The organism is Enterococcus casseliflavus NBRC 100478 (assembly GCF_001544095.1).
GTDB lineage: Bacteria > Bacillota > Bacilli > Lactobacillales > Enterococcaceae > Enterococcus_D > Enterococcus_D casseliflavus.
This window is the reverse complement of record NZ_BCPT01000007.1, coordinates 138,278-162,917: the sequence shown is the minus strand read 5'-3', so window position 1 is coordinate 162,917 and position 24,640 is coordinate 138,278. Positions and strand designations below refer to the sequence as shown.

Sequence of the window (24,640 nt, the reverse complement as noted above, 5' to 3'; positions counted from 1 at the left end):
GTCAACGTGATGGTTAGGCAAAATCAGCTTTATCTACTGATTTTGCGCAACCGCTCTTGAAAGCTCTGCTTCTAGTTTTTTTCTTGCCAAAAATGAGTCAATGCCTTTGATAACTCTTGCGGCCGACGAATCTGCAAGGCATGCTGCCAATGCAGTGGGAAAAGTTCTTGGTAACGCGGTGTCCGAAAGCGCTGATCCAGCAATAACACCACGCCACGATCGCTGACATCCCGAATCACTCGACCGGCTGCTTGCAGGACTTTATTCATCCCTGGCAGCTGATAGGCATATGCAAAGCCAGCTGCCTTTTTCTCATCGTAATATTCCCGAATCAATTCTTGCTCGTGATTGATTTGCGGCAGTCCGACTCCTACCACTGCTGCACCGATCAACCGATCGCCTTTTAGGTCGATCCCTTCAGAAAAAATTCCTCCAAGGACACAAAATGCCACCAATGTTTTTGGTTGACTCTTTGGTTCGTCTTGACTTTTATCCAGCAAGGATGATTGTTGCGGGTCAAAAGATTGAAACTGCGCAAGAAACGCCTCGCGCTCTGCTTCGTTCATAGCAGTCCCCTGAATCAAGACCTCCACCTCTGGCGCCTGTTGAGAAAATGCTGCCGCCACATCATCCAAGTAACGATAAGATGGGAAAAAGACCATATAGTTTCCCGCTTTCGCTGCCGTCATTTGCTGGATCGCATCAACGATCGCAGGAATGCTGGCTTCACGTTGGCGATACGTCGTTTGGATATAGTCCGCAATAAAAATCCCCTGATTTTTCGGATCAAAAGGACTTGGCAAGCGATAGCGCAAAGCTTCATCGCCGCCACCTAATACTTCTTGATAATACGACAAAGGGGTAAAGCTCGCAGAAAACAACAGGCTGGCCTTGCCCTTATCTAACACGGATTCCAAAAACGGCGCTGGTTCGATGCAAAATTGCCGTAGTTTGATATCATAGCGGTCGATCTCCACCGTCGTTTCGTAGTGATCATCATAAAATTCACTGATCTTCAAATAATGGTTAGCTTCAAAATACACTTGCAGCACTTCTTCTTGCAATTCATGCTCAGGATTTGCCGGCAACCATTCCTTCATCAATTCAGCTAATTTGTATAGCTGATTGACCATTGTTTCATGGGGAGCTGCTTGATGGTGGTATGACCATCCTTCCTCTTTTGCTAATTGGGCTAAAGCCGCAAATTCTTTATCAACTCTGTTTAGTGCGCGTTTTAATTTCTGTTGATCCTTCGGCAGCTTCTTCTTTAATTCCTTAAATGGCTGTCGGGAGATCGTTGCAGAATACATTTCTTTCGAACGATTAACTAAGTTATGGGCTTCATCCACTAAAAAGAAATACTCTTCGTCTGGCTCTTCAAAAAATCTCCGTAAATAAACGGTTGGATCAAACAAATAATTATAATCACCAATAATGACATCGCAAAAGACACTGACATCCAGTGAAAGCTCAAAGGGACAAACCGTATGCTTCATTCCATAAGTCTCGATCACTTCTCGGGTTATTTGGTTTTCGTGATGCAACAGATCCCACAAAGCTTCGTTGATTCGATTGTAATAACCTTGTGCATAAGGACAATGCTCTGGCGTACAGTTTCGTTCATCCAGAAAGCAAATTTTATCTTTGGCAGTGATCGTGACACTCTTGGTTTCACTACCGTTATCTGCTAACTTGCTCAACGCATCTTCAGCCACTTGCCTGGTGATCGTCTTCGCCGTCAGATAAAAGACCCGATCTGCCCCTTCTTCCCCGAGAACTTTTAATGCGGGAAACAGCGTTGACATGGTTTTTCCAGTTCCCGTTGGCGCTTCCGCAAAAAGTCGCTTGCCATTTTTTAGTGTTTTATACGCCGCTGCTGCTAACTCTCGCTGCCCTTTGCGAAAGGTTTCAAAGGGAAAAGACAGCAGCTGCAAAGACGTATTGCGGACACGGCGCCAATTCTCTTGAAAAACTAACCATTTATGATATTCCTGAAGTAATTCTTCATAAAAAACAGCTAATTCTGAGAACTGAAATGTTCTTCTCGTACGGGTGGTCAGCTTTTCAGTGGTTTGATAATAAGTCAATTGTACGGCGATCCGATCGATGGGTCTCCTCGGATCATTTTCTCCATCAGCAGTAGCTTCTGCTTCTGCTTCTGGTTTCTCTTGTTTTTCACTGTCATTAAGCGCTGCTTGTTCATTTTCTTGTAGTAAAAACAAATAAGCATAAACCATTCCCTGGGCAAAAAACAAATCGATTTGATCTTCAGGGATATCTTCGAAAGCTGGTTCTGAAGTTTTGATCTCATCGATCACCCAAGAATTAGCAGCTGCATCAAAAAAGAGACCATCGGCACGTCCTTCGACAGTGATCGAATCTTTCTCAATTTGGCTTTCTCGTTTGAAAAAGACTTCTTTTTGATACGCATCCCCAGCCTCTTTTTGTAGTTGGCGATGGATACGGGCGCCTTCTTGTGCGGTATGATTACTGACTTTGCGGCTATCAATATCGCCTCTGCGCAAAATAAATTCTACGATTTTTCTAACCGCAACTTTTCCTTTATACACGTGTTCACCTTCTCGTTTGCCATTATAGCGGATAGATCACTTTTGGAAAAGCGAACAGAAACAGCTTTTCATCCTCTGCGGATAGTATCCTATCCAAACAGGTTTGATCTCTAAAAAAACCACTTGCGGCAAAATGCCTTCTCATCAGGTAATCAACGCCATTTCCACTTCCAGAAAATGGGTTTGACGAAAGGTTACCAAAAAAACCTACTCTACTCACCTAAGCAAGTAAAGCAGGAATATTTTTTAAGAGAATTTATTGATCGACCTGAATGTCATAGCTAACGCCATTTTGATCATAGGCCTTCTGATTATTGGGATCTAAGGTGAACTCAAAGGTTCGCCCATCTGCCATGATCGTCAAACGTTTTCCTTCGACGATGTATGAGGCATCTTGATAGGTGATCTCATAAATTTGATAAGGATCGTTGGACAACTGTACCTCTGAATGGGAAAAATGACGCTGAAAATCACTTTCGATTTGTCCTTTATACAAGGCAACATCACTAGAGCTGGCTGAACTATCTTCTAAGTCTGCCATCGGCAAATACTGCTTAACGATCGTCAACTCATTCTCATGAAAATCATAAACCCCTTGGCTTTGCGGAAAGATGACACTCTCATCTTGGATCAACATCAAATCAAGGTCGCCATTTTCAACCGCTTTCGAGGCGGAAGTAACGGTTTCAGAAACTTCTTTCGAATCATCGATGGATAGCTCTTCCTCACCACAGCTCGCTAAAAGAAGCACAGCAAAGCATACAGTGAAAAAGAATTGGAGCGATTTTTTCATAAAAAACACCTTCTTACAAAAAGTTGATGTATACCAATCAAAACGAACACAAGGTCCTGAACACTTACTTTCCCCGAACTTAGTCACGACGAATGTTTCTGCTGCAGGAAAAAATTAGACCAGTTTCAAACGAAACACGCGCTTTCTTATTTTAATTAGTATAACAGCAGTTTTTTGCTAATGCGGTTTCTTAGAAAAATTTTCGAATTCCCACAATAATTCTGAGCTTTTCTCTCATCAAACTATTGGTTAGCCTTATCACCCGCCTGCCAAAGGGTGGTCACAGCATCTTCACGAAATAAAGCCTATCCGTGCCAAGTACAGGCGTGTCAGAAAGCACAGCAAATTGTTCGAAGCCGACTGCATGATAGAACTGTGGCGCTTGGTAGTCTTGGGTGGTAACTGTCACGGAACGACACCCCGCTTTTTTACCGTGATCGAAAAGTGCTTGCATTAATTGTTTCCCCACCCCTTGATTCTGATGGTTTGGATCAACTGCAAACAATTGAATATGAATCGTATTACCTGTCCGTTTCCCAATCAACCCACCAAGTTGATCCTGATTGTCAAAAAATGCAAATGAAAGCTGTTCTTGATCGGAAAAGGCACTCACTGCCTCTGTTTTTTTCGTTGAATGATTGAGCCATTGACAGATCGCCTGACGATTGTCTTCTGTGTTCATCGTTTTTATCATTAATTTTTCACTCCTAAAAACCTTTCTTTGTTTCCTCTTATACTTTAAGCTATACTTATAGTCAGACACAAGTATTTGTGATCCTAGGAGGTTTTAGCATGAAAATCATTGGTTTAGTGACAGGACCCGTTCAAGAAAATTGTTACCTTATTTGGAAAGAAGATTTTTTGTTGATTATTGATCCTGGAGCAGAAGCAGCGAGATTGATCGCTGAGATCGAAAAAACAGGCGCAAAACCAGCAGCGATTTTATTGACCCACACTCATTATGACCATATCGGCGCAGTTGAGCATTTGCGGGATTATTATCAGATCCCCGTTTACGTTAGTCCGCTTGAGCAAGAATGGCTAAGTGATCCTATGAAAAACCTTTCTGGTCGTCACCCTGAATTAGGAACCATCACCGCACGTCCAGCAGAATTCGAGCTAGAATTGAAAGAGTACGAGATAGCTGGCATGTCCTTTAAGGTTGTTGCAACCCCAGGTCATTCCATCGGCAGCGTCAGTTTTATTTTTGACAAGTTTGTCGTTTCTGGAGACGCCTTATTTAAAGGCAGCATCGGTCGGACCGATCTACCAACTGGCAACCTTGAGCAATTGCTGACCAGCATCCAAACGCAACTTTTTGTTTTACCGAATCAGATGGCCGTTTATCCTGGTCACGGGGAACCAACAACGATCGAGATTGAGAAACGGACCAATCCGTTTTTTAACGCATAAACGAATGACGAACCAAAGGAGGAATTACTACTTATGGCAAAAACGGAATTGTATGTCGTGCGTCACGGGAAAACCATGTTCAACACATTGCAGCGTGTTCAAGGTTGGTGCGACACCCCATTGACTCGTACTGGTGAACAAGGCATCCATTATTTAGGACTCGGGTTACGAGATGTGGATTTTGTGGAAGCAGTATCCAGTGACAGCGGCCGCGCGATCGAAACGATGCGTCTGATACTGGGTGAACATGTCAGAGGGCCAGAGATCCCTTATCATATCGACAAACGGATTCGTGAATGGTGCTTTGGCTCACTTGAAGGTGCCTATGATGCAGAAATGTGGGGCGTTCTGCCACGGATTCTTGATTTTCCTGATTACGATGATATGATTGCGAATCATGTCTCGTTTGAGGCGATCGCCAATGCGATCTATCACGCAGATACAGCCAATTGGGCGGAAACCTTTGATGTGTTGACCGAACGTGTCAAAACAGGGTTTGAAGATATCGCCTACCGCGTTGAGAAAAAAGGCGGCGGCAATGCGCTAGTTGTGTCTCATGGCTTAACGATCGCTTTTCTTTTGCATCTGATCAATGATGAGAACAATGTTCGCATGGATATTGAAAATGGCTCGGTCACTCGACTGATCTACGAAGATGGCAGCTTTACGATTGCTGAAGTGGGCAATACCGATTACATCAAAAAAGGCTTGGCACTCTCTCAAGAACTTTTATCCTAAGAGAAACCTTTGGCAGTTGATCAATTTCTTTAAGAAAGGAGCAGTTTTTGTTTTAAAAACTGCCCCCTTTTTTTAGGAAAAAGATTGGTATTCGAATCAGGAAACGGTATACTAAGAGTTGTATTTTGTCATAGAAAGGACTGAACCAATGTTTTTTACAAATTTCATAAAAGCGATTTTATTTGGGATCATTGAAGGGATCACGGAATGGCTGCCAATCAGCAGCACGGGTCACTTGATTCTAGCCGACGAATTTATCGGATTGAATGTAACTCCCGAGTTTATGACGATGTTCAATGTTGTCATACAACTGGGTGCGATTTTAGCAGTCGTCTACTTGTATTTCCATAAACTAAACCCTTTTTCACCGCAGAAAAATGAGTTAGAGAAAAAAGATACATGGACGTTATGGTTTAAAGTCGTCGTGGCGGTCTTGCCATCGGTTATTATCGGATTACCGTTAGATGATTGGTTAGATGCGCACTTCTACAACTTTTTCTCCGTTTCGATCGTCTTGATCGTTTATGGGATCGGCTTTATCGTGGTAGAAAAACGCAACAAAAATAAAGCACCAAAATGTACCGATTTGAACAAGTTCACCTACAAAGCGGCATTGATCGTTGGGATGTTCCAAGTATTGGCATTGATCCCAGGAACTTCTCGTTCTGGTGCTACTATCTTAGGTGCTATCATGATCGGCGCTTCTCGTTATGTTGCTGCTGAATTTTCATTTTTCTTAGGTATTCCCACCATGTTTGGTGCCAGTGCCTTGAAAATCTTCAAGTTTTTGAAAGATGGCAATGCCTTTGATTTCCAAGGAACCGTCATCTTATTGACAGGAACCATCGTGTCATTCATCGTTTCGATCATCGCGATCCGTTTCTTGATGAACTACATCAAACGGAATGATTTTACCGTATTTGGATGGTATCGCATCGTTTTAGGAATCATTTTGATCGGCTATTGGCTGATCCAATTATAAGCAAAAAGAGCAACTCTTGGGCAGGTAACTGCCGCAATAGTTGCTCTTTTTTTTCGTTTGAATGCTCTCTAGTTCCTCACGTGTTTTTGATCACCATACCATCGATAATATCAACCGCACTTTCGGTGTCGTTGATAATCGATTCAAAGCGATCATAAATATCTTTCCACTTAATAATTTCCAGCACTTCTTTTTCATCCGTAAACAACGCTTTTTTCATTTTTGAATACAAAAGATCTGCTTCTGATTCAATCGTATTTACATCGTTGATCATTTGACGCAATGTTTTTGAATTTTTGAACTTCGGAAACTCTTTTAATGCTGTTTCGACCCCCTGTGTCGCTTGAACGATCATTTCAGCAAATAAGTTCGTCTCAGGGCGAATCTTCGTAATGACCAAATTCTCAAATAAATAAGTCAGTCCCATAATGCCATCCAAAATATCATCTAAGCGCTCTGAGATGACCAGGATGTCTTCGCGATCGATCGGTGTGATAAATGAGTCGTACAACTCATTCGTTAACTCAGCGATCACCTGATCGCCTTCCTTTTCTAATCCATGAATCTCAGCTGCCGCTTCACTTAACGCTGTTTCAGAGTAATCATTGATCAACAGCGAAAAACGTTTCGCAGCTAGATGGCCATTTGTTGCCAACTGCTCCATTGCCGCAAAATAATCAAATCCTTTTTTTCGTGCCATTACTTTCTCTCCTCACAAAATTAGCAATAAAATTTTCACCATTAGAAACGCAATCAACCCACAACCAGGGAACGTTAAAATCCAAGCATAGATCATTTCTTTCACGATGCGCCAATCAACGCTAGAAAAACGTCGAGAAGCCCCTACCCCCATGATGGCAGTCGTTTTTGTATGGGTCGTTGAAACTGGGATACCGAATACGGAAGACAAGAACAAACAGATCGCAGCGGTAACATCTGCAGAAAAGCCTTGGTATTTTTCCAGTTTTACCATATCCATCCCTACTGATTTGATGATTTTCATCCCACCGACAGAAGTACCGATCCCCATGGTCAAGGAACAAAGAACCATCACCCAGAGTGGGATCGAAAAGCCATTGCCGGTCTTTTCAGCAAGATTGTTGTAGAAAAGCCCTAACATGAAGACACCCATAAATTTTTGGCCATCTTGTGCACCATGTAAGAACGCATTGGCACCAGCCGCAATGGCTTGACCAACTGTAAAAATTTTGTTGGCTTTTCGCCGTTGGGTATCGCGAAAGAGCCATACGATCAGTTTCGTGATCAGAAAGCCGCCAAGGAAGCCCATCAACGTAGAAACGACAAGACCGATCAAAACTTTCAGCCACTCCTCGCCATTGACTGCATGTAACCCACCAAGGGCCATGGCTGCACCAGTCAGTCCTGCGATCAACGCGTGGGATTCACTGGTTGGGATCCCAAAATACCAAGCTGCGACCGTCCAAACAACAATTGAAAACAAGGCAGCGGCTAATGCGATCTGTGAGACCCGAAAACTCCCGCCTGAATCAAAAGTCACAATGTTGCTGATGGTTTCTGCAACTTGCGCATTAAAATACGTCATCACTAGCACACCTAAGAAATTCATGACGACTGCCATGCCAATGGCGATATTCGGGCGTAAGACTCTCGTGGAGACAGCGGTTGCAATAGCATTCGGCGCATCCGTCCAGCCGTTGACGAAAATCACCCCTAATGACAACACAATCGTTAGAAACAAAGCGATATTCACATAGATTCCCCCATTTAAAAATTCCGAAGTAATCATAGCATAGAAAGCTGTTTCTGTGTAAACTTTTTATAACTATTCAGTAAAAAATGTGTAAAGAAGCATTTTTAAAATCCATAAAGCAAAAAATAGCACGGCCAAAAAACAAATTTTTGTGTTAAGTAAAATTTCTTTACAACTTTTATTGCAATCACTCTTGGCATTAGGTATAATGACTAGTGTTGATTTATACGTTTTCTAAACGTAATTGAACTTTTTTTTCGGAGGTGAAATACATGCCAAACATTGAATCTGCAATCAAACGTGTTCGCACAAGCGAAGCGGCTAATGCTAAGAATTCATCTCAAGTAAGCACAATGCGTACAGCAATCAAAAAATTTGATCAAGCTGTTGAAGCTGGTGCTGATAACGTAGATGCGTTATATAAAGATGCTGTTAAAGCAATCGATATGGCTGAGACTAAAGGATTGATCCACAAGAACAAAGCTAGTCGCGACAAATCTCGTTTAAGTAAAAAAATTGCAAAATAAGCAAATTAAGAAAGGCGCAGCAATCATCGATTGCTGCGCCTTTCTTTTTGACTTACTGTTTGCCATGTTTTAAAACAAATAGCTGGAACAAATACTCTTTGTCCATCTGACCACTTTTCACTAAGTAATCATTTTCGATCAATTCACTATATAGTGCCGCTAATTGCTTTTCTCCAAACCCCCGAGCTTGCTGCATCGCTAACTTCACTCGGTACGGATGAATCCCCAACGTTTCTGCGATATTGGCTTGCTGGTAGCCAATTTTCATCAAAATCGCCGCCTGTAAAAGCAGACGGACTTGGCTGATCAAGATAGCATTGATCTTGATCGTCTCTTCCCCTTGCAATAATAGATCGTCATACAAGCGCAACGCATCCGATACGTTCCCCTTTAAGACATCGCTGGTTAATTCAAAGACATTGTGTTCCAACGTCTTAGGGATCAACTGCAAGACGATCTCTTTCGTAATTTTATTGCCATTTCCTGCATACAGCCGTAGTTTCTGTAACTCCTGCATCGCTTTTGATAGGTGCAGATCCGTTAACCGTAAAAACAAATCAAACGCCTCTCGGCTCATTTCGATGCCATCATTGGCCAACGACTGTTGGAGATACTGACGCACGTCGGCTTCTTTCATAGGTGCGACATCAATTACAACTGCGGCTTTCTTCAACTGCTTAGTAATTTTTTTCCGTTCATCTAATTTATCGACATCTGCAAAAATCACCATTACCGATGATTCCAATGGGTCTTTGATATAATTCAAAAAATCATCTAGGTCATGCTCAGGTGCATTGCTCTTTTTTTCAGCCGTTAAGAAAAATGGCCGCTCAACGAACAGTAATCGCTGATCGCCAAAAAAAGGCAACGATTGGGCTTCTTGGATCACCATATCAAGGGGATCTTTCTCCATGTCAAAGGAAGCAAAATTCAGATCATCTTTCCCAACGGAAAAACGCTCCAAAAAGGCCGTGCGCACTTGCTCTTGTAGAAACATTTCACTGCCGATGACCAGATAAATCGATTGCAACTCCTTGGTTCGAATTGCTTGCAACGCTTTTTGTAATTCCATCGTTCCCCCCGCTTTCATTCTTATCCTACCATTAGTCAATCGGATAGTCTAGCAGCGTTTTTATCAAAAATGATTGTTGTTTTTCAGACCAAATAAATTGAATCATGCCCTGCTGATCGGTTCGCAAAACGGTCTGATTTGCCAATGTTTCAAGCACCTCTTCATGAGGATGCCCGTACCGATTGTTCCGTCCACTTGAAACAATCCCGAATTGGGGATCGATTGCCGCAACAAACTCAGGTGCCGTCGAGGTTCGACTGCCATGATGCCCTAGTTTCAATACATCAACTTTTAAATTCGGATAATCATGAATCAACCTTTTTTCCCCTGCTTGTTCGAGATCGCCAGTAAACAAAAATGTTTTATCCCCTACCTTGGTTTTAATCACCATCGAATCTTCGTTTTGTCCTGCACCTGATTCTGGTGCCAATACTTGCAACTGAAGGAAATCACCCACCACTTGGCCAACCGTCGTCCAAACAACGCTTGTCTGATTAGGCAGTTCGTTTAAAAGCTTGGCGATGCGGTGATCTTGTTCACTTCCTGGTACAAGATATAACGTTTCAACAGGAATCGCCTTCATCAATGCTAGCGCATCTCCCATATGGTCCGTGTCCCCGTGAGTTAGAAACAAACCAGTAATCTTCCTGACTCCCTCCCCTTTCAAAAAAGGAATCAATGTAGATTCCGCGGCAGCTTGTCGTTTGCGCTCTTGCCAGTTTTCTTTCGGAAAAGATAGAGAACCTCCAGTATCGATCACATAAACTTCGCGATTTTTTTCTGCCTGTAAAACGATACTATCGCCTTGACCAACGTCGACATAACTAATGGTGGGTAAAACGCGATTCTGTTGAAAGACGATTGGTACAACAATCGAAAAACAGATCACCAGCAGCCACCGTTTCTTTTGGTAACAGAGCAGGCCAAGCAAACAACAACTAGCTGCCAATCCTGCAGGAAGGGCACCCACCGTTATCGATACGCCTCCTACAGCGCCCACGACAACTTCCATAAGTAATAAAAGCTCTTCAAAAAGCGCAATCAGCCCACTGATGGTTGGGAAAAGCGTCCCAGCAATGAACATTAAGAAACAGGCTGGCAGCAAAACCAATTGAAAAAACGGTAAAAAGACAAACGTCAAAAAGCCCCCAAATAATGGAAATTCATAAAAGAGCGAGACAATGACAGGCGCAGCCAGCACCGTGAGGAACTGACTGCGCCAAAACCACGTCAATTTGATCGGTCGCTGCATCACTATCAGGAAGGTCATCAAAAGACTTAGTTGCCCCGATGTTTGAAGCAATACTTTGGGATCAACGAATAAAAGAGCCGTTAAGACGATCCCATAATGATCACTTGCCGATAGCCGTTGTTGATAAAGAGTGGCCACTTGAGTAACCGACAATGCCAAGACAGCACGCCAGACACTAATGCCGCCGCCACAAATCCCAATTACGACCAAGAAAAAGACCCCCATTGGCAACAGCATTTCTTGTTGCGTAAACCCCAATCGGCAGAAGCATCCGCGAAACCACTTGAAAAATAAGACGACATGCATTCCTGAGATCGTAAAGAAATGCAATAAGCCACTAGCACGATACATTTGACGTACTTCTTGAAAGTCATGGTCTTTAAAACCAAAGAGCAACGCATTGATATAGGCTGCTGAGCGTTCAGGAAAGATTCGTTGCACAGAAGAAATAACCTCTGCTCGAATTTTTGCAAGCGAAAAGCCTGAGTCTGCTGCTTCCATTCCTACAACTTGCTCGATATGGACTGTGCCAATTATTGATCGACTGGCTAGATAGGCAGAATAGTCAAACCCGTGGCGGTTTCGTGGTTTTTCAGGAAGAGAGAAAATTCCATTCACCAGCAGCTTTCTTCCCCAATCGGATCGATCCTGCCATTGCTGTTTTTCAGTCTCTGAAGAAATCGTGTAACGGCCAATCACTTTACCTGCGGAAGATTTTGCTTCAAACGTAAGCAGATCACCATTGATTTTGATCGTGTCTGGCAACACATTGACTACCCCTTGATACTCACCTTCTTGTATGTTTCCAGTCCGAGAAAGACAGACGCGGACACTTAACAGCAACAGTCCGACAAAACAAATCATGCACAAAAATGCTTGTCGTCTTAAGACAAGCATCCCGAAATAATAAAGTGCAATGAGTCCCAGTAAGATGGACTGCACATAGTAAGCAGTCACCGAACAAGCAAAAATAATACTAAGAAATAAAAATGAATCAGTTCTCTTTTGTTGGTTGTGCATCATTCAGCACACCAAATGAAAGTTTTTCAAAATACACCGGATCAAGTTCAACTTGGTGGACGGAAGCACCTACTTGTTGAATCAGTTCCATTGCATACTGATTGTTGCGATAGTCATTCAAATAATGGATCGTTTTGACCCCTGCTTGCAAAATTGCTTTCGTACAGGGAAGGCAAGGAAAATGCGTCACATAGATTTCCGCATTGTCTGTTGACACCCCTAATTTTGCACATTGCAATAAGGCATTCATTTCTGCATGAATCGTCCGAATACAATGGTCATCGACAACATAACAGCCATCGTCGATGCAGTGTACATCGCCACTGACTGACCCATTGTAGCCTCCAGCGATGATTCGGCGATCTTTGACTAATGTAGCGCCGACTTCAAGTCGGGAACACGTACTGCGTAAAGAAAGTAAAACAGCTTGCGCCATAAAATACTGGTCCCAAGGGATTCTCGTATTGCTCATTCATTTGCTCCTTTGCGATTGATTAGTTCTATTCTAATCGAATTTCTTGAATTTTCAACCGTCATTTCTTAGTATTTCTTACTTTTATTTGGTTCAGTCCGTCACTGTAATCATCTCTTTCAAGGACTCAAAGGTCTTCTCTCCGATGCCTGTGATCTTTTTTAGGTCATCAATCTGTTTAAAAAAGCCATATTCTTCGCGGTAAGCGATGATTGCTTCTGCTTTTTTGGCACCCACGCCTGGCAGTTCTTGCAGTTGCTGCGCATTGGCTTGATTCAGATTGATTTGTGTCACTGCTGTCTGGTTGCCACCTACTCCTGAAGCATTCATCTCCATAAACGCTTGATCCTCTTTATGAGGGACGATCACCATCTGTTGGTCTTGCAACACCTGTGCTAAGTTTATGGCTGTTTCTAACGCCTCTTCTGTCAGACCACCTGCTTGTTCGATCAATTCATACATCCGCACACCTGATTTTAAACGATAAATGCCCGGTTGGTGCACTTCTCCTTTGACATCGATAACGATCTCATACTCTTCATCGTGAAGACCATCTTCTTGAAGGGTTCCACCTTCCCCCATTTCAGACGATTGACCTTCTGCATCTGCCATTGATTGCCAGCTTGTTTCTTTGTTTTGCGAGAACGGTACAAACCAGATGATCAGCAAAACCATCAAAACAGCACCACCAACTGCAAATCGCCAATAGTCTTTGAGCAGCTTCCATCGATCCATTTTCACCACCTCATAGATGAAATACGCAAAAAGTAATCAAGGACAGAAAAAAAGTCAACACTTTCCACGTGTCGACTTTTTCACCAGCTAAGAAGTAATCGTATAGTGACAGGTAACTTTCTTTTGGCTCCCCACATCCTCTATTTTCTCGCTGACTTTTCTAAAACCTTTCATCTGACTGATTTCATAGCCACATGTTCGTGGCAACTCCACCGTTAAGCGAACGGTACGATCAGTCTTTTCCCAGCTTAAAGTTACTAATCCAAACGTACTTTGTAAGGAGCCTTTGACATGAGCTACAGGTACATCGAAGGCTGGTTGTATCAGTATCCCAGCGCTTGTCATCTGAATGCCTAATAAATGACGAACAAACCAATACCCATAAGAAGCAAACATGGCATGATTCAACGAACCCTCGTAAGTGGCTGAATGTTGCGGCGTTGGAAAATGTTCCATCAAAGTGCCGTTTCCACTTGCCAGCATTGCTGCATAACTAGGCGCAGATTTCCTCGTTAACCAATCAAAAATAATATCATTATAGCCAGCTTCAGCCAGCAGCTGATAACTCCATGCCATCCCGAAGATGCCGAAAGAGAAAATCCCCTCTTGCTGCTTGATCCGTTGTACTAGTTTTGGCAGGGTTTGTTTTTTCTCACTGAGTCCTGTTTTCATTGCAAAGATCATGCTAGACAAGGTACCCGCGCCGTATTGCTCATTTCCTTTAGAAAACTGCTGTTTGATTTGCTGTGTCGTGTACTGGATCGCTGCTGTCACTCGCTGACAATAGTCCTCGTTACCAATGATCCTCAAGTCGATCAATTCTTGGTAACGCTGTAGTAAAAGCAGATACATACAGGCAGAGCAAAAGGACTGATCTGGCGAAGTAATGACCCCGTTTTGCTGAATTTCATCAATTGCTCCCCAATCACCGAGGCAGCACTGGGCGATATAATCAAAATCAAAAGCGAGTAAATAGTTGAAGTGCCGTTCCAACTGTGGACGCAGCTTGGCAACCGCTGCTTGTTTCCCATAGGTCTTGACCAATGCCAAAGCAAGCTCTGGAACTACCAATTGCCACCCTAACGCACCACCATCATTTGATGGACCATTTGTCATGATTCCTACAAATGGCGCAGTTGCAGTCATTGCACCATCCGGTCGTTGGTCGTTGGCAAAATCCCACAACACTTTTTCCAACAACGGCTCAATCGCCAGATCTGCCATCTGTGTTGGCAATAAAGCGACGATGTCTCCCCCATATCCGAACCGCTCACGGGTGCAGTCCTCAAAATACGAGTGGATGTTGTTCAACCGCGTGGCTTGGCCAACCGCCCATAACTGATTTAAGAAGGGATCGGAGGTTTCAAGGGTTACCAACGATTTCACATCCGTATGCAGGCGATAGGCTTTGATTGCGCCCACAATCGCTTGAAGCTTGTTAGCAGGTTTCGTCTCGATCAACGCATAGCGAAAGGAATGATACGTGTAGCGGTTTTCAAAAACGAACGTCCTCGCTGCCGTTTTCTCAATGATGTCTCGTTGAACGATGCGATCATCTGGCTGCTTCCCTTCATAGGGATCGTAGACGCCATAAGTTCCACTGATCGTAGACGTATAATCAGGGGTGCCTTGCTCATCTAATGTTTCTGCATAGCTGATTCTGATCTGACCAATGAAATCTTTCTCAAGTGTACAAGCAAATTGACCGCTGATGATTTGACCGAAGTCAATAAGCAGTCCCGCTGCAGTTTCGGTCATTTTTTGGGGAACGATCGATTGTGTGCGCTTGATCTTAGGAATAAAGCTTGGCTTAAAACGTCCCGCGGGACCAGCAATTTGTACCGTTTTTCCTTCTGGACGAGGATCAGGTACATCGGTAACGATTTCTCCTATATAAAGATTGTTTTGCAAATAAGACCCAAAACTACTCTGCCACTGATTGTCTGAGTAAATGTAGCGATTCTCTCCTCCGTCATTTAACTGAAGCTCCCCCCAGAAACAAGGTTTACCAATCGCTAGTTGTTTGCGGATGTTATACCGACCTAAAATCTCAATCGGAGCAGGGTTGAACCAGCCATTCGCAAGTTCAACTTCGATCCGATTGTCTCCCTCCTGTAAAAAATCAGTTAACTCATAAGTATCATAGTAGACGACTCGATCATAGTTCGTTACATCACTGTTTAAATAAACATCTGATACCGTTTTTCCATTAACAGACAAGCGATAAAAACCAAGCCCGCAGCAATCGATCACTGCATAGGAAGGACACTTTTCCAGTGTGAAGGAGCGGGACAAGCAGCTATTTTTCTCTTCTGAAAAATAAAACCGTTCTTTTTTAATTGGATCATCTAAGCGAGTGATCCACTTGCCCATGGTTTCTTTAGGTTGCTCACGCTTTTCTATCGTGAAAAACACACTGCTGTAAACGGTGACATCGTTTCCTGCTCCTGCTGTCAATTTGACTTGATATTTTTTTCGCTGTGGATGCTGTGGTAAATGGACCGCCAGTTTATTCTCAGAAGCGGCTATGTTGGAAACGTCATACACTGCTTGCTGCTGTTCATTGAAGAGTTGCAATCGATAGCCTTGGTGATTGGTCATTGACCACTCAATAAGGACCGGATCATTTAAATCCACTGTTAATGGCTTTGTCTTCCCGTTGATGGTTATCGTTTCTTTCATACGCTGCTCCTTTCGTGGGTTATTGTGCTTCTTCAATACAGATCTGCTTATCAGCAACTTTGATAAATGGCAACCAAATCACCGTTGCGATCACGATCAAGACGATTTGTAGCAATGCGCCCATGATACTACCAGTGACAAAATAGCCGCTAATGATCGGCGGAGTCGTCCAAGGAATTTGTGCAAGCCCTGTTGGGATCGGGACTAACCCGAAATAAAAGGCAAAGTAAGCGACGATCGTTGTGACGGCATTCGCAAAAACAAAGGGAATGAGAAAACTGAAATTCAACATTAACGGTATCCCGAACAACGCTGGTTCACCGATATTGAAAATATAAGGAACACTAGCAATTTTTCCAACCTCTTTGTACTGTTTGCTTTTTGCTACGATCAAAATAGCAATGATCGCACCGACGACCCCAATCGAGGCAAAATGATTCCGAAAGCTCATACTGATAATATTCGTTGGAATCTCTCCCGCCACTGATGCCACACGATTTTGATCTTCAAGGACTTGATGGATTGGGTCCATCACTGCTTGAATGATCGAAGTTCCATGAAGGCCAAAAAACCACAAGAATTGCTCGAAAATTTTCACAACGACCATTCCAACTAGGGAGCCACCTAACATAGTTAATGGAATCCCAAGGGTCCCATTGATCAACGTCATGGCATCACTGTTAAATAAGGCTTCGATGATGAGTCGGATGACCCAAATCGTCGTGATGACAAGAAAAGATGGAATCACCGATTCGAATGGTCCAGAAACAGCTGGTGGAACCGCTGCTGGCATTTTGATTTTGATTCCTTTTTCCTCAATTTTTTTATACAGAACAGTACTAAAAATACCGACAATAATCGCTAAAAACATCGATTGCGCGCTAACGCGGGTGATATCTAAAAAAGTTCCTGCTTCCATTGCATCCAACGGTGTTAATAGTAAAAAGGAAACAAAAGCAGTTAAGACACATTGCAAAAAATTTGTTTCAAGTTTTTCTGCCAGTGATTTTGCGAGGGAAATGACAACTAGCAAACCCCCGATTGCGAGTGTGGCATTGTTGACATAGAGCAATTTCTCTTGCCAGACACTAGCATCTTCTGTTCGCAACACCATAGTAATAAAATCGGTCACTTGTTGGATCGGAAAAAAAGCAATAATTAAAAAGATCGACGCAATAAAGGTGAATGGCATGTAAGCTAACATTGCATCCCTAACTGAAGTAATATAAATATTCCCATTGACTTTACTTGCAAATGGACCAAGGGTACTTTGGATCTTATCCCCTAATGATGGTTTGTCGTGGTTCATGGTGATTCCCCATTTCTTTCGAATTTGCTGGTACTATTGACTATTATTATCATCCGGATTATGATAATTGATAACGCTATCATACAAGTATTATATACTATCTCTACCTGTCTTCAATGACGATACTCTACTATTTCATTGACTATTTTTTACCTAAGGAGAAAGCGATGGATAAACAAAACATTCTGCAGCAGTTACAACAATTGACGACTACTGAAGAAATAGCCCTTAAAAAGACGCAAACCCTTCCATACAATTATGAGGATTTCAAGAAAGTCTACACTGAGAAAAATGAGCCAATTTACCAATATACCTTCGAAAAACACCTTTCTCGTCTCATACGAAAACGACCGCAGGATAGCGGATTTCTTAAGACAAGCCAGCTCTTGATTTTAAAACATGCACGCTTTTCTTCTACACCACTACATCAGCATGATTTTATCGAAATGAATTATGTTTTTTCTGGAACAGTCACGATCATGATCAATGAGAAAAAAGTGATCCTAAAGGCGGGTGACTTTTGCTTACTAGATACTGGGGTGATCCACCAAATTATCGAAACAAATCAAGACGACATTGTTATTAACTTTTTGATCAGCAAAGAGTACTTTTCCACGCAGATGCTCAGTCGGTTGGCCTCCAATAGCATGATCGCCGATTTTGCCATCAATGCGTTATCTGAAAGCCAAAAGCACAATCAATACCTAGTGTTTGAAACGAGTAACAACGACTATTTGATTGATGCGATTTTCGGGGTCTTGGCCCAGTTCTTCAACCCCTCCTTCGGTTCTCATGAGGTCATCCATTCCTATATGATCATTATTTTTTCCGAACTTGTTCGTAACTTCCAGGAAAAACAACGGATCGAGTCGCAAAACAGTGACCAATTGTACCTCGGAGAAGTGTTGGACTATCTGGAGAAACATTTCGCTACTTGCACACTAGCTTCGGTTGCGGAGACATTTGGATACAACCCGAGCTATTTGAGTCGCCGTATCAGTCAGCAGCTTGGTCGATCCTTTGTGACGATCCTTCAAGAATTAAAACTCAATCAAGCCAGTTTATTGTTGAGAAACTCTTCTCTGCCTGTGGAACAAATCGCACACCAAGTCGGCTATAAAAATGTCTCATTCTTCTATAAGCTGTTTCAAAAGAAGTATCAGTGCTCTCCTCATGCCTACCGTCAAAACTAAATGATACTGCTGCACACCATTTTATCGACAAAAAACACTGCTCACTTGATGCTGCTAACGTAGCAATCTCAAATGAGCAGTGTTTTTTAACTAATCAGTTTCAAGCAATTCAGGAATTTACGACGCCGATCCTCGGTGATACAACGTTGTATAATATGGCTGTTCGCTGGTATCGATCGCAATACCGATCCCGAGAAATTGATACTCATCGTTTAGAATCGTTGCCCGATGTCCCTCTGAATTCATTAAACCTTGATGGGCGTAAATACTGCTGGCCTGGCCAAATGCCAAATTCTCCCCTGCAGCAGTGAAGCTGATCCCGTCTTCTTGCATCCGATCAAATGGAGTCGATCCATCTAACCCGATATGGTCAAAGTATCGATGTTCTGCCATGTCTTGGCTATGCTTCACGGCAGTCTCACTGGTTGCTTCGCTGAAACCAAGGGGTGACAAACCAAATTTCACTCGGGTGGCATTCGTTAATTCAAATAACTGTGTTCGTAAACCGCTTAAAATGGCGGCTTGATTTTGGCGAAAATCATTCGCATGGCGTGTTTCTAGGGAGCGATTGATGATTTGGATCGCAGTCACTGTATCTTCGGCATGAACATCATAGAAAAAAGTAATCAATTGATCGTCTTGCAAGAACAGATCATAGTCGGCATCCGAATCGATGCGATACCGTCGTGATCCTCGTTGTAGACTTTCTTGACGCGTCCCCATCTGATTACGAACGCTTGCTTTTGAAGACCCGATACCTAGCGTGTCATCGATAAGAATCGTGTCTTGATTCGTATAGATCCCTTGCGCAATATCATGTTCATCGTACATCACCATCATGAAGTTACGAAAATCATCGTGATAGGAAGTCCAGTTCAGTCCATACCGATTCGCTGATTCATTGATCGCTTCCCCAAAGGTTTCTTCGATCACTTGTCGTGATTCATTATATAAATATGTCTGGGCAGGCGTTTCTGCCGCTGGCCTTGCTGAAGTGTCTTGTGAAAGAGAAAATTGGGACGAGAGAGATTGAGTGATCTCGTTGAGTCGGGCATCACGAAATGCCAAGCGTCCGTCTTGCCATGTGATCATCTGGCTTGCAAAATAAAGAAGCCCGATGAGAAAAATGCTTTTGATCAAGAATTTTATTTTTTTCATATGACACCTCCGTCAATGAATCTTTATGTGTTAGCTTTAGCGCGATCGTTTATCCATTCATTCATCCCTAGATTGGATCGCTGATGCACCCTTCCTGTCTTTTCTAAAGACTATCATTCCTGTGGGAAGTTGACCAGCTGCATCATGAAATTTCTTAGATGATCTAGGTCTTTTTAAGCTCCTGTTAAGAAACTTTTTTTACTCACGAAAACTTTGCAGCGCCATCGAACGCTCCATCAAGGGATTGGCGATTTTAGCTAATGTATGTCGATCGTATTCTTCTGGTCGCTTGATAGTGAGGTAAAGAATAAACTGTGGATCATCCGTTGGGTAGATGGAGACCGCCGAATAAATATAATCAAACTCTCCCGTCATGTAGCCTTGACCATTCTCATTGGCGATCTGAGCAGTCCCAGTTTTGACAGAAATCTCATGGTTCGTCAGTTGGTATACATCATAAGCGGTGCCATAACGTTCATCCGTCACTACATCGGTCATGTATTCCAATACAGCATCAGCTGCTGCTTGTGAAATAGGCTGGGAAACGACTTCTGGAAAAACTTGGGTCTCTTCCCCTACTCGCCGAATCAATTGCGGACGTATCATCTCGCCACCATTGGCAAATGCACTAAATAGCTGCATCATCTGCATCTGATTGACGCCGATCGCATGGCCATAGGAACTCATGGCATAATCCACCCGATTTCTTGAAGGTAAGATCCCAGGCACTTCCCCAGGAAGCTCACTTCCTGTAACTTTCCCTAATCCAAAATCAGTTAAATACTGTGCCCAATGATCAAAACCGATCCGTTGCTGAAGTCGAACCATCCCCGTGTTGCTTGACCAAGCTAACGCTTGCCGCATCGTCAACTCACCATTTGCTCCTGAGTCGTGGTCATTAATGACTCGATCTTCAATCTGCATACTCACAGGATTGTAGCGTTCCGTCGGATCAAAAACACCTTCATCAATAGCTGCCGCAACGGTTGCCAGCTTCAAGGTCGAACCAGGCTCATACATCTCTTCCGTAAAAAGATTACGCCAAATAAAGTGCTCATCCGCAATTCCTTCTTGGGTCTCTGGATGAAAACTAGGTCTTTGAGCCATCGTTAAAATCTCCCCAGTTTTCGCATCCATCAATAAAGCCGTTAGATTTTCTGGTCGTGTTTGTTCCATAACTTCATCCATCACTGATTCAGTGAATAACTGCAGATGAGCATCTAATGTCGTCCAAACATCATTCCCATCTACTCCTTCTTCTACGGTTTGATTGGTTGCGGGAACGGGATTCCCTGAAGCATTGACTTGAAAGGACTCTCGCCCATTTTGATTCTTCAAAAAGTCGTTCAGTACATATTCTAATCCAGAAACTCCGACTCGGATCTCTTCATCACCTGACGTTGTCCCTATCAAATGTGAAGAAAAGATACCATTCGGATAACTGCGACTTGAACGAGCATCGAAATAGATACCATTGATTCCAGCTGCATCAAACGCCGCTTCGATTTGATTTCGAGTAGTCACACTTAGACCACTGCCAACATTGCCAAATTCCACTTGAAAGACAGGCGGATCTGTTTGATTCGCACCATCTGACAAGATTGACAAAACTTGCTCGTTAGAAATAGGTAAATACTCCGAAAGAATCGCTGCGGTCTCCTCAAAGCGCGCTCTGTCTAGATACATGGGTCGTCCATTATCAATGTAATCTTCAGAAAGAACCGCTCGAACAGTATAGGAAAGAATATCCTGTGCGATCACTGTCCCCTGCCGATCAAAAATCGCCCCTCGACTTGTTTCGATCGATCGTGAACTATAATACAAATTTTCTATTCTTTCAGACAAAGAGACGCCAGCAATCACGCCGACTTGAACAATGTAAATCAAACGTGCAGAAAAACCCATAAAAAGCGCAAGACTGATTATGTATAACCAATGACCGACTAGCTTACGATTTTTCTTTGCTTTTTTCTTTCTGACCATATGATAGTCATACATCGTCAAAGCGCTCCTTTCGATTGAATATACCTCTATAGTATTGGGTATTTGTAATGATCTTGTGAGGGAAAGAACAATTATTTTTCAAAGAGTCATTTTCCTATTAAATCAGCGATTATGCTGTGATATACTTTAAAAAATATAAATTATTTTTAAGGATGTGAATAAATTTGCAAAAAATATTGATCGTTGATGATGATACTCATATGCGCGCCTTAGTGAAAACTTATGCGGAGATCGAAGGGTATCTATGTTTTGAGGCAGCGGATGGAAAAGAAACTTTGGAAAAATTAACCAATCATTCATTCGATTTGATCCTCCTAGATGTCATGATGCCGGGAAAAGATGGCTTTCAGACGCTTTCGGAAATCAGAGGCAGCTGTAACACGCCAGTCATTATGATTACCGCTCGAAAGGAAGAGTATGACAAACTCTTTGGCTTCAATCTTGGTGCCGATGATTATATTGCCAAGCCATTTAGCCCTAAAGAGCTGATGGCTCGCATCAAAGCTGTGTTGAAACGAAGCAGTCAGTTTCAGTTCGAAAAGATCGTTTTTGGTGATCTCGAAGTCAATGTTTTTTCTCATACTGTAACGATCAATGGGAATCCTCTGCCGCTTACGCCAAAAGAATTCGATCTGCTGGTCTATTTGACGAAAAATAATCATATCGCTTTGAGCCGAGAATCAATTTTAGAAGGTGTCTGGGGCTTTGATTATTTCGGAGATACCAGAACAGTGGATACACACATCAAGTCCTTGCGAGAGCGTCTAGGGGATTACCGAGAGTTGATCCAAACGGTTTGGGGAGTTGGGTATAAATTTGATTATGAAGACTAGTCGGTTAGGTTTTACTTACATCAAAAGTAAATTACTCGTGCGGCTTTGGTCCGCCAATATGCTGCTGGTCATCATTGGCATCGCTTTTTTGTGGACTGTTCAAATTTTGCTCTTTGAACCAAATTATATCAATGTAACGAAAGAATCACTTTTAGAAACAGTTCAGGAAACAGCTGCCGCTATTGAAGAAATGGCAGTAGATCCAGATGACTTACCAGAAGAGCCATTACTTTTCCTCAGTAAAACGATAGTTGGGACTCTTTTCTTAGTCGACGAGGATGGCGAAATTCTGGCGGCATTTAACAATGGACAGCAATTAAACATAGATGGGTTGAGCAACGAATACAACTGGTTGTTATCTCACGCACCAACTGTCCTTGATGGTGAGAGCCTGAGTGCTGTAGAAGACTTTGAAAAGTCTTCTGCCATTCTTATTGGCGTTCCTACCACTCTTTTCCAACGCCCAGCTGCCCTTTTGCTCTCCAATACGATCACTCAAATCGAAGCGCTTCAAAGCTTGAATCGACAGCAACTCTTTCTATTCACCATCATATTAACTATTTTTGCGTCAACGATCTCCTTTTTTTTAGCACAGCATTTTATTCGCCCGATCAAAACCATCAAAGAAGCCATCATCCGCTTAACCAACGGCGAGCTTTATTCCGTACCCAAACTTAAGCGTAGTGATGAATTAGGTACACTTTCTGAATCGGTTGCGGACTTAAGCACAGAACTTCAGCGAGTAGACGTCTTGCGAAAAGAAGTGATTGCCAATGTTTCTCATGAACTACGCTCCCCCCTTGCGTTGATCACTGGCTATGGGGAGATGGTACGTGATGTATCTGGAAACGACGAACGCCTTCGAAAAGAACATATGGACCTAATTATCAGCGAAGCCCACCGCATGAGTGCTATGGTCGATGACATCATGGATTTCTCTATCATGCAAGCTGGCTACACACAACTTAAAAATGAAATCTGGAATACATACGAGGTGGTTTCCTCCGTCGTTGCTTACGCAAGAGGGATCGCCAATCAATATGACATCACTGTCGATTTTGAAGCAGATCGTACGGATGGAAATGCTCTTTTTGATCGCATCAAAATGGAACAGGTTTTGCGTAATTTAATAAACAATGGCATCAACCATACACCTAAAAATGAACGACTCTTAATCAAATTAACGAATACATCTGCAGGAACAAAAGTTGCTGTCATCAATCCTGGAAAAGATATCCCTCCAGAACAACTCGAACTTATTTGGGAAAGATACCAACGCATCCAACATCAAGCAGGACATAAAGAAGGAACCGGCATCGGCTTAGCGATCGTAAAAACCATTTTGACTTCTCATGCCTTCGAATATGGCGCTGAGTCGAAAAATGGCGTGACTTGTTTTTGGTTTGTTGTGCCGAGACTAGAAGATCAGTGAGAACCACGTTTATACCGTTCGTCATGAGGACTGAATGACTTACTTTCTTTGCACAAAAAAAGCCTTGATTTCTCAAGACTTAATGATTTCTTGTATTTCAGCCATTGATTGGACGGTATGGTCGGCAGATACATCTTTTAAGAGACCTTCTATATCATAAAATATCGTCTTGACACCTGCTCCTTGTCCTGCAAAAACATCCATCGTGCGATCGCCGATCATGACAGTCTGATCTTTGTCTAGTTGATACTTTTCAACAAGATAAATCAGGGAAGTTGGATCCGGTTTGCGGGGGAAGTTGTTTTCTGGGCCAACGATCTCAACGATCAGGTCTGCCATCTGTTCTTTTTCTAACAGTTCTTTCGTTGAGACGACATCGCGGTGGGTCAAAATGTAGTTCTTGCCCCCAGCAGCAACCACGGCTTCTAATGTTTCTTTGGTTCCTGCAAAGGAAAGCGGCAAACGATCATCCAGCGCTTCATTTGCTTTGAATGCTTTAGTGAACTCTTGAAAATCTAAGTTGTATTTTTCAGCAACTTTTTTGGAAGATGAATCTTTCAGTATATAATAAATCTCCGCTGGATCTGGATCAAAGCCATACTCCTTCAATGTCTTGATAAAAGCTTTTAACATGATTGGGTAGCTGTCGTAAAGTGTTCCGTCAAAATCCCATATGTAAGATTGGTACATGATATCCCTCGTTTTCTCCCTTTTTCAAATGAA

Annotated in this window: 21 protein-coding genes; 7 read left to right on the top strand and 14 right to left on the bottom strand. The window is 42.7% G+C overall.

The features are described from left to right. Nucleotides 1–71 precede the first annotated feature (71 nt). The 3 genes from ECA1_RS08090 to ECA1_RS08080 form a co-directional block, all read right to left on the bottom strand. Nucleotides 72–2,570, bottom strand: a complete 2,499-nt coding sequence (locus ECA1_RS08090; protein ID WP_060792186.1) for an ATP-dependent DNA helicase — start codon at nucleotides 2,568–2,570, stop codon at nucleotides 72–74. A 256-nt stretch (nucleotides 2,571–2,826) separates the two neighbouring features. After that, nucleotides 2,827–3,363, bottom strand: coding sequence for a hypothetical protein (locus ECA1_RS08085; protein WP_016611127.1), 537 nt, complete (start codon nucleotides 3,361–3,363; stop codon nucleotides 2,827–2,829). A gap of 280 nt (nucleotides 3,364–3,643) precedes the next feature. Continuing rightward, complete coding sequence (locus ECA1_RS08080) at nucleotides 3,644–4,057, bottom strand: GNAT family N-acetyltransferase (RefSeq protein WP_236596044.1); 414 nt, start codon at nucleotides 4,055–4,057, stop codon at nucleotides 3,644–3,646. Nucleotides 4,058–4,155: 98 nt separating this feature from the next. On the opposite strand from ECA1_RS08080, the gene ECA1_RS08075 reads away from it, so the two are divergent. From ECA1_RS08075 to ECA1_RS08065, 3 genes are all read left to right on the top strand, one after another. Then, complete coding sequence (locus ECA1_RS08075; RefSeq protein WP_060792184.1) at nucleotides 4,156–4,776, top strand: MBL fold metallo-hydrolase; 621 nt, start codon at nucleotides 4,156–4,158, stop codon at nucleotides 4,774–4,776. Between the two features lie 33 nt (nucleotides 4,777–4,809). Continuing rightward, on the top strand, nucleotides 4,810–5,514 hold the full coding sequence (locus ECA1_RS08070) for a histidine phosphatase family protein (RefSeq protein WP_005230175.1): 705 nt from the start codon (nucleotides 4,810–4,812) through the stop codon (nucleotides 5,512–5,514). Between the two features lie 148 nt (nucleotides 5,515–5,662). Further along, nucleotides 5,663–6,496, top strand: coding sequence for an undecaprenyl-diphosphate phosphatase (locus tag ECA1_RS08065; RefSeq protein ID WP_005230172.1), 834 nt, complete (start codon nucleotides 5,663–5,665; stop codon nucleotides 6,494–6,496). Between the two features lie 76 nt (nucleotides 6,497–6,572). Here the strand turns inward: ECA1_RS08065 and ECA1_RS08060 are convergent, their stop codons facing one another. Together ECA1_RS08060 and ECA1_RS08055 are read right to left on the bottom strand one after the other, a co-directional pair. After that, complete coding sequence (locus ECA1_RS08060) at nucleotides 6,573–7,196, bottom strand: DUF47 domain-containing protein (protein ID WP_005230171.1); 624 nt, start codon at nucleotides 7,194–7,196, stop codon at nucleotides 6,573–6,575. Nucleotides 7,197–7,208: 12 nt separating this feature from the next. Further along, entirely contained in the window at nucleotides 7,209–8,264 is a 1,056-nt protein-coding gene (locus ECA1_RS08055; protein WP_060792183.1) for an inorganic phosphate transporter, read from the bottom strand. A 236-nt stretch (nucleotides 8,265–8,500) separates the two neighbouring features. Between ECA1_RS08055 and rpsT the strand changes: the two genes are divergently transcribed. Further along, a complete protein-coding gene (rpsT, locus tag ECA1_RS08050) occupies nucleotides 8,501–8,755 on the top strand; it encodes a 30S ribosomal protein S20 (protein ID WP_005230162.1) in 255 nt (84 codons plus the stop codon). A gap of 52 nt (nucleotides 8,756–8,807) precedes the next feature. Here the strand turns inward: rpsT and holA are convergent, their stop codons facing one another. The 6 genes from holA to ECA1_RS08020 all read right to left on the bottom strand — a co-directional run bounded on the left by holA (nucleotide 8,808) and on the right by ECA1_RS08020 (nucleotide 17,297). Beyond that, nucleotides 8,808–9,827, bottom strand: a complete 1,020-nt coding sequence (gene holA / locus ECA1_RS08045) for a DNA polymerase III subunit delta (RefSeq protein ID WP_034869424.1) — start codon at nucleotides 9,825–9,827, stop codon at nucleotides 8,808–8,810. 31 nt (nucleotides 9,828–9,858) lie between these two features. Continuing rightward, nucleotides 9,859–12,102 (bottom strand): DNA internalization-related competence protein ComEC/Rec2, encoded by a 2,244-nt coding sequence (locus ECA1_RS08040; RefSeq protein WP_060792182.1) that lies wholly within the window; start codon nucleotides 12,100–12,102, stop codon nucleotides 9,859–9,861. Further along, on the bottom strand, nucleotides 12,074–12,571 hold the full coding sequence (locus ECA1_RS08035) for a ComE operon protein 2 (RefSeq protein ID WP_005230159.1): 498 nt from the start codon (nucleotides 12,569–12,571) through the stop codon (nucleotides 12,074–12,076). Before ECA1_RS08035 ends, ECA1_RS08040 begins: the two co-directional genes overlap by 29 nt. A gap of 93 nt (nucleotides 12,572–12,664) precedes the next feature. Then, entirely contained in the window at nucleotides 12,665–13,306 is a 642-nt protein-coding gene (locus tag ECA1_RS08030) for a ComEA family DNA-binding protein (RefSeq protein ID WP_060792181.1), read from the bottom strand. Nucleotides 13,307–13,393: 87 nt separating this feature from the next. Beyond that, entirely contained in the window at nucleotides 13,394–15,988 is a 2,595-nt protein-coding gene (locus tag ECA1_RS08025) for a family 78 glycoside hydrolase catalytic domain (protein ID WP_060792180.1), read from the bottom strand. Between the two features lie 19 nt (nucleotides 15,989–16,007). After that, nucleotides 16,008–17,297 (bottom strand): PTS sugar transporter subunit IIC, encoded by a 1,290-nt coding sequence (locus ECA1_RS08020; RefSeq protein ID WP_060792179.1) that lies wholly within the window; start codon nucleotides 17,295–17,297, stop codon nucleotides 16,008–16,010. A gap of 167 nt (nucleotides 17,298–17,464) precedes the next feature. Here ECA1_RS08020 and ECA1_RS08015 point away from each other — a divergent pair, with 167 nt between their 5' ends. Next, a complete protein-coding gene (locus ECA1_RS08015) occupies nucleotides 17,465–18,490 on the top strand; it encodes an AraC family transcriptional regulator (protein WP_010749643.1) in 1,026 nt (341 codons plus the stop codon). Nucleotides 18,491–18,607: 117 nt separating this feature from the next. On the opposite strand, the gene ECA1_RS08010 is transcribed toward ECA1_RS08015, so the two are convergent. Together ECA1_RS08010 and ECA1_RS08005 are read right to left on the bottom strand one after the other, a co-directional pair. Beyond that, nucleotides 18,608–19,648, bottom strand: a complete 1,041-nt coding sequence (locus ECA1_RS08010; RefSeq protein WP_060792178.1) for a CAP domain-containing protein — start codon at nucleotides 19,646–19,648, stop codon at nucleotides 18,608–18,610. Nucleotides 19,649–19,846: 198 nt separating this feature from the next. Continuing rightward, nucleotides 19,847–21,646, bottom strand: a complete 1,800-nt coding sequence (locus ECA1_RS08005) for a penicillin-binding transpeptidase domain-containing protein (protein ID WP_060792177.1) — start codon at nucleotides 21,644–21,646, stop codon at nucleotides 19,847–19,849. A gap of 170 nt (nucleotides 21,647–21,816) precedes the next feature. Here ECA1_RS08005 and ECA1_RS08000 point away from each other — a divergent pair, with 170 nt between their 5' ends. After that, entirely contained in the window at nucleotides 21,817–22,485 is a 669-nt protein-coding gene (locus ECA1_RS08000) for a response regulator transcription factor (protein WP_005230154.1), read from the top strand. Further along, nucleotides 22,475–23,917, top strand: a complete 1,443-nt coding sequence (locus ECA1_RS07995) for a sensor histidine kinase (RefSeq protein ID WP_060792176.1) — start codon at nucleotides 22,475–22,477, stop codon at nucleotides 23,915–23,917. Before ECA1_RS08000 ends, ECA1_RS07995 begins: the two co-directional genes overlap by 11 nt. Nucleotides 23,918–23,989: 72 nt before the next feature. On the opposite strand, the gene ECA1_RS07990 is transcribed toward ECA1_RS07995, so the two are convergent. Next, on the bottom strand, nucleotides 23,990–24,607 hold the full coding sequence (locus ECA1_RS07990; RefSeq protein WP_005230151.1) for an HAD-IA family hydrolase: 618 nt from the start codon (nucleotides 24,605–24,607) through the stop codon (nucleotides 23,990–23,992). Nucleotides 24,608–24,640: the final 33 nt, after the last annotated feature.

Coding starts and splice junctions, on each gene's coding strand:
- ECA1_RS08085 (WP_016611127.1), bottom strand. CDS start 3,363: ATGAAAAAATCGCTCCAATTCTTTTTCACTGTATGCTTTGCTGTGCTT.
- ECA1_RS08080 (WP_236596044.1), bottom strand. CDS start 4,057: ATGATAAAAACGATGAACACAGAAGACAATCGTCAGGCGATCTGTCAA.
- ECA1_RS08075 (WP_060792184.1), top strand. CDS start 4,156: ATGAAAATCATTGGTTTAGTGACAGGACCCGTTCAAGAAAATTGTTAC.
- ECA1_RS08070 (WP_005230175.1), top strand. CDS start 4,810: ATGGCAAAAACGGAATTGTATGTCGTGCGTCACGGGAAAACCATGTTC.
- ECA1_RS08065 (WP_005230172.1), top strand. CDS start 5,663: ATGTTTTTTACAAATTTCATAAAAGCGATTTTATTTGGGATCATTGAA.
- ECA1_RS08060 (WP_005230171.1), bottom strand. CDS start 7,196: ATGGCACGAAAAAAAGGATTTGATTATTTTGCGGCAATGGAGCAGTTG.
- ECA1_RS08055 (WP_060792183.1), bottom strand. CDS start 8,264: ATGATTACTTCGGAATTTTTAAATGGGGGAATCTATGTGAATATCGCT.
- rpsT (WP_005230162.1), top strand. CDS start 8,501: ATGCCAAACATTGAATCTGCAATCAAACGTGTTCGCACAAGCGAAGCG.
- holA (WP_034869424.1), bottom strand. CDS start 9,827: ATGGAATTACAAAAAGCGTTGCAAGCAATTCGAACCAAGGAGTTGCAA.
- ECA1_RS08040 (WP_060792182.1), bottom strand. CDS start 12,102: ATGATGCACAACCAACAAAAGAGAACTGATTCATTTTTATTTCTTAGT.
- ECA1_RS08035 (WP_005230159.1), bottom strand. CDS start 12,571: ATGAGCAATACGAGAATCCCTTGGGACCAGTATTTTATGGCGCAAGCT.
- ECA1_RS08030 (WP_060792181.1), bottom strand. CDS start 13,306: ATGGATCGATGGAAGCTGCTCAAAGACTATTGGCGATTTGCAGTTGGT.
- ECA1_RS08025 (WP_060792180.1), bottom strand. CDS start 15,988: ATGAAAGAAACGATAACCATCAACGGGAAGACAAAGCCATTAACAGTG.
- ECA1_RS08020 (WP_060792179.1), bottom strand. CDS start 17,297: ATGAACCACGACAAACCATCATTAGGGGATAAGATCCAAAGTACCCTT.
- ECA1_RS08015 (WP_010749643.1), top strand. CDS start 17,465: ATGGATAAACAAAACATTCTGCAGCAGTTACAACAATTGACGACTACT.
- ECA1_RS08010 (WP_060792178.1), bottom strand. CDS start 19,648: ATGAAAAAAATAAAATTCTTGATCAAAAGCATTTTTCTCATCGGGCTT.
- ECA1_RS08005 (WP_060792177.1), bottom strand. CDS start 21,646: ATGTATGACTATCATATGGTCAGAAAGAAAAAAGCAAAGAAAAATCGT.
- ECA1_RS07995 (WP_060792176.1), top strand. CDS start 22,475: ATGAAGACTAGTCGGTTAGGTTTTACTTACATCAAAAGTAAATTACTC.
- ECA1_RS07990 (WP_005230151.1), bottom strand. CDS start 24,607: ATGTACCAATCTTACATATGGGATTTTGACGGAACACTTTACGACAGC.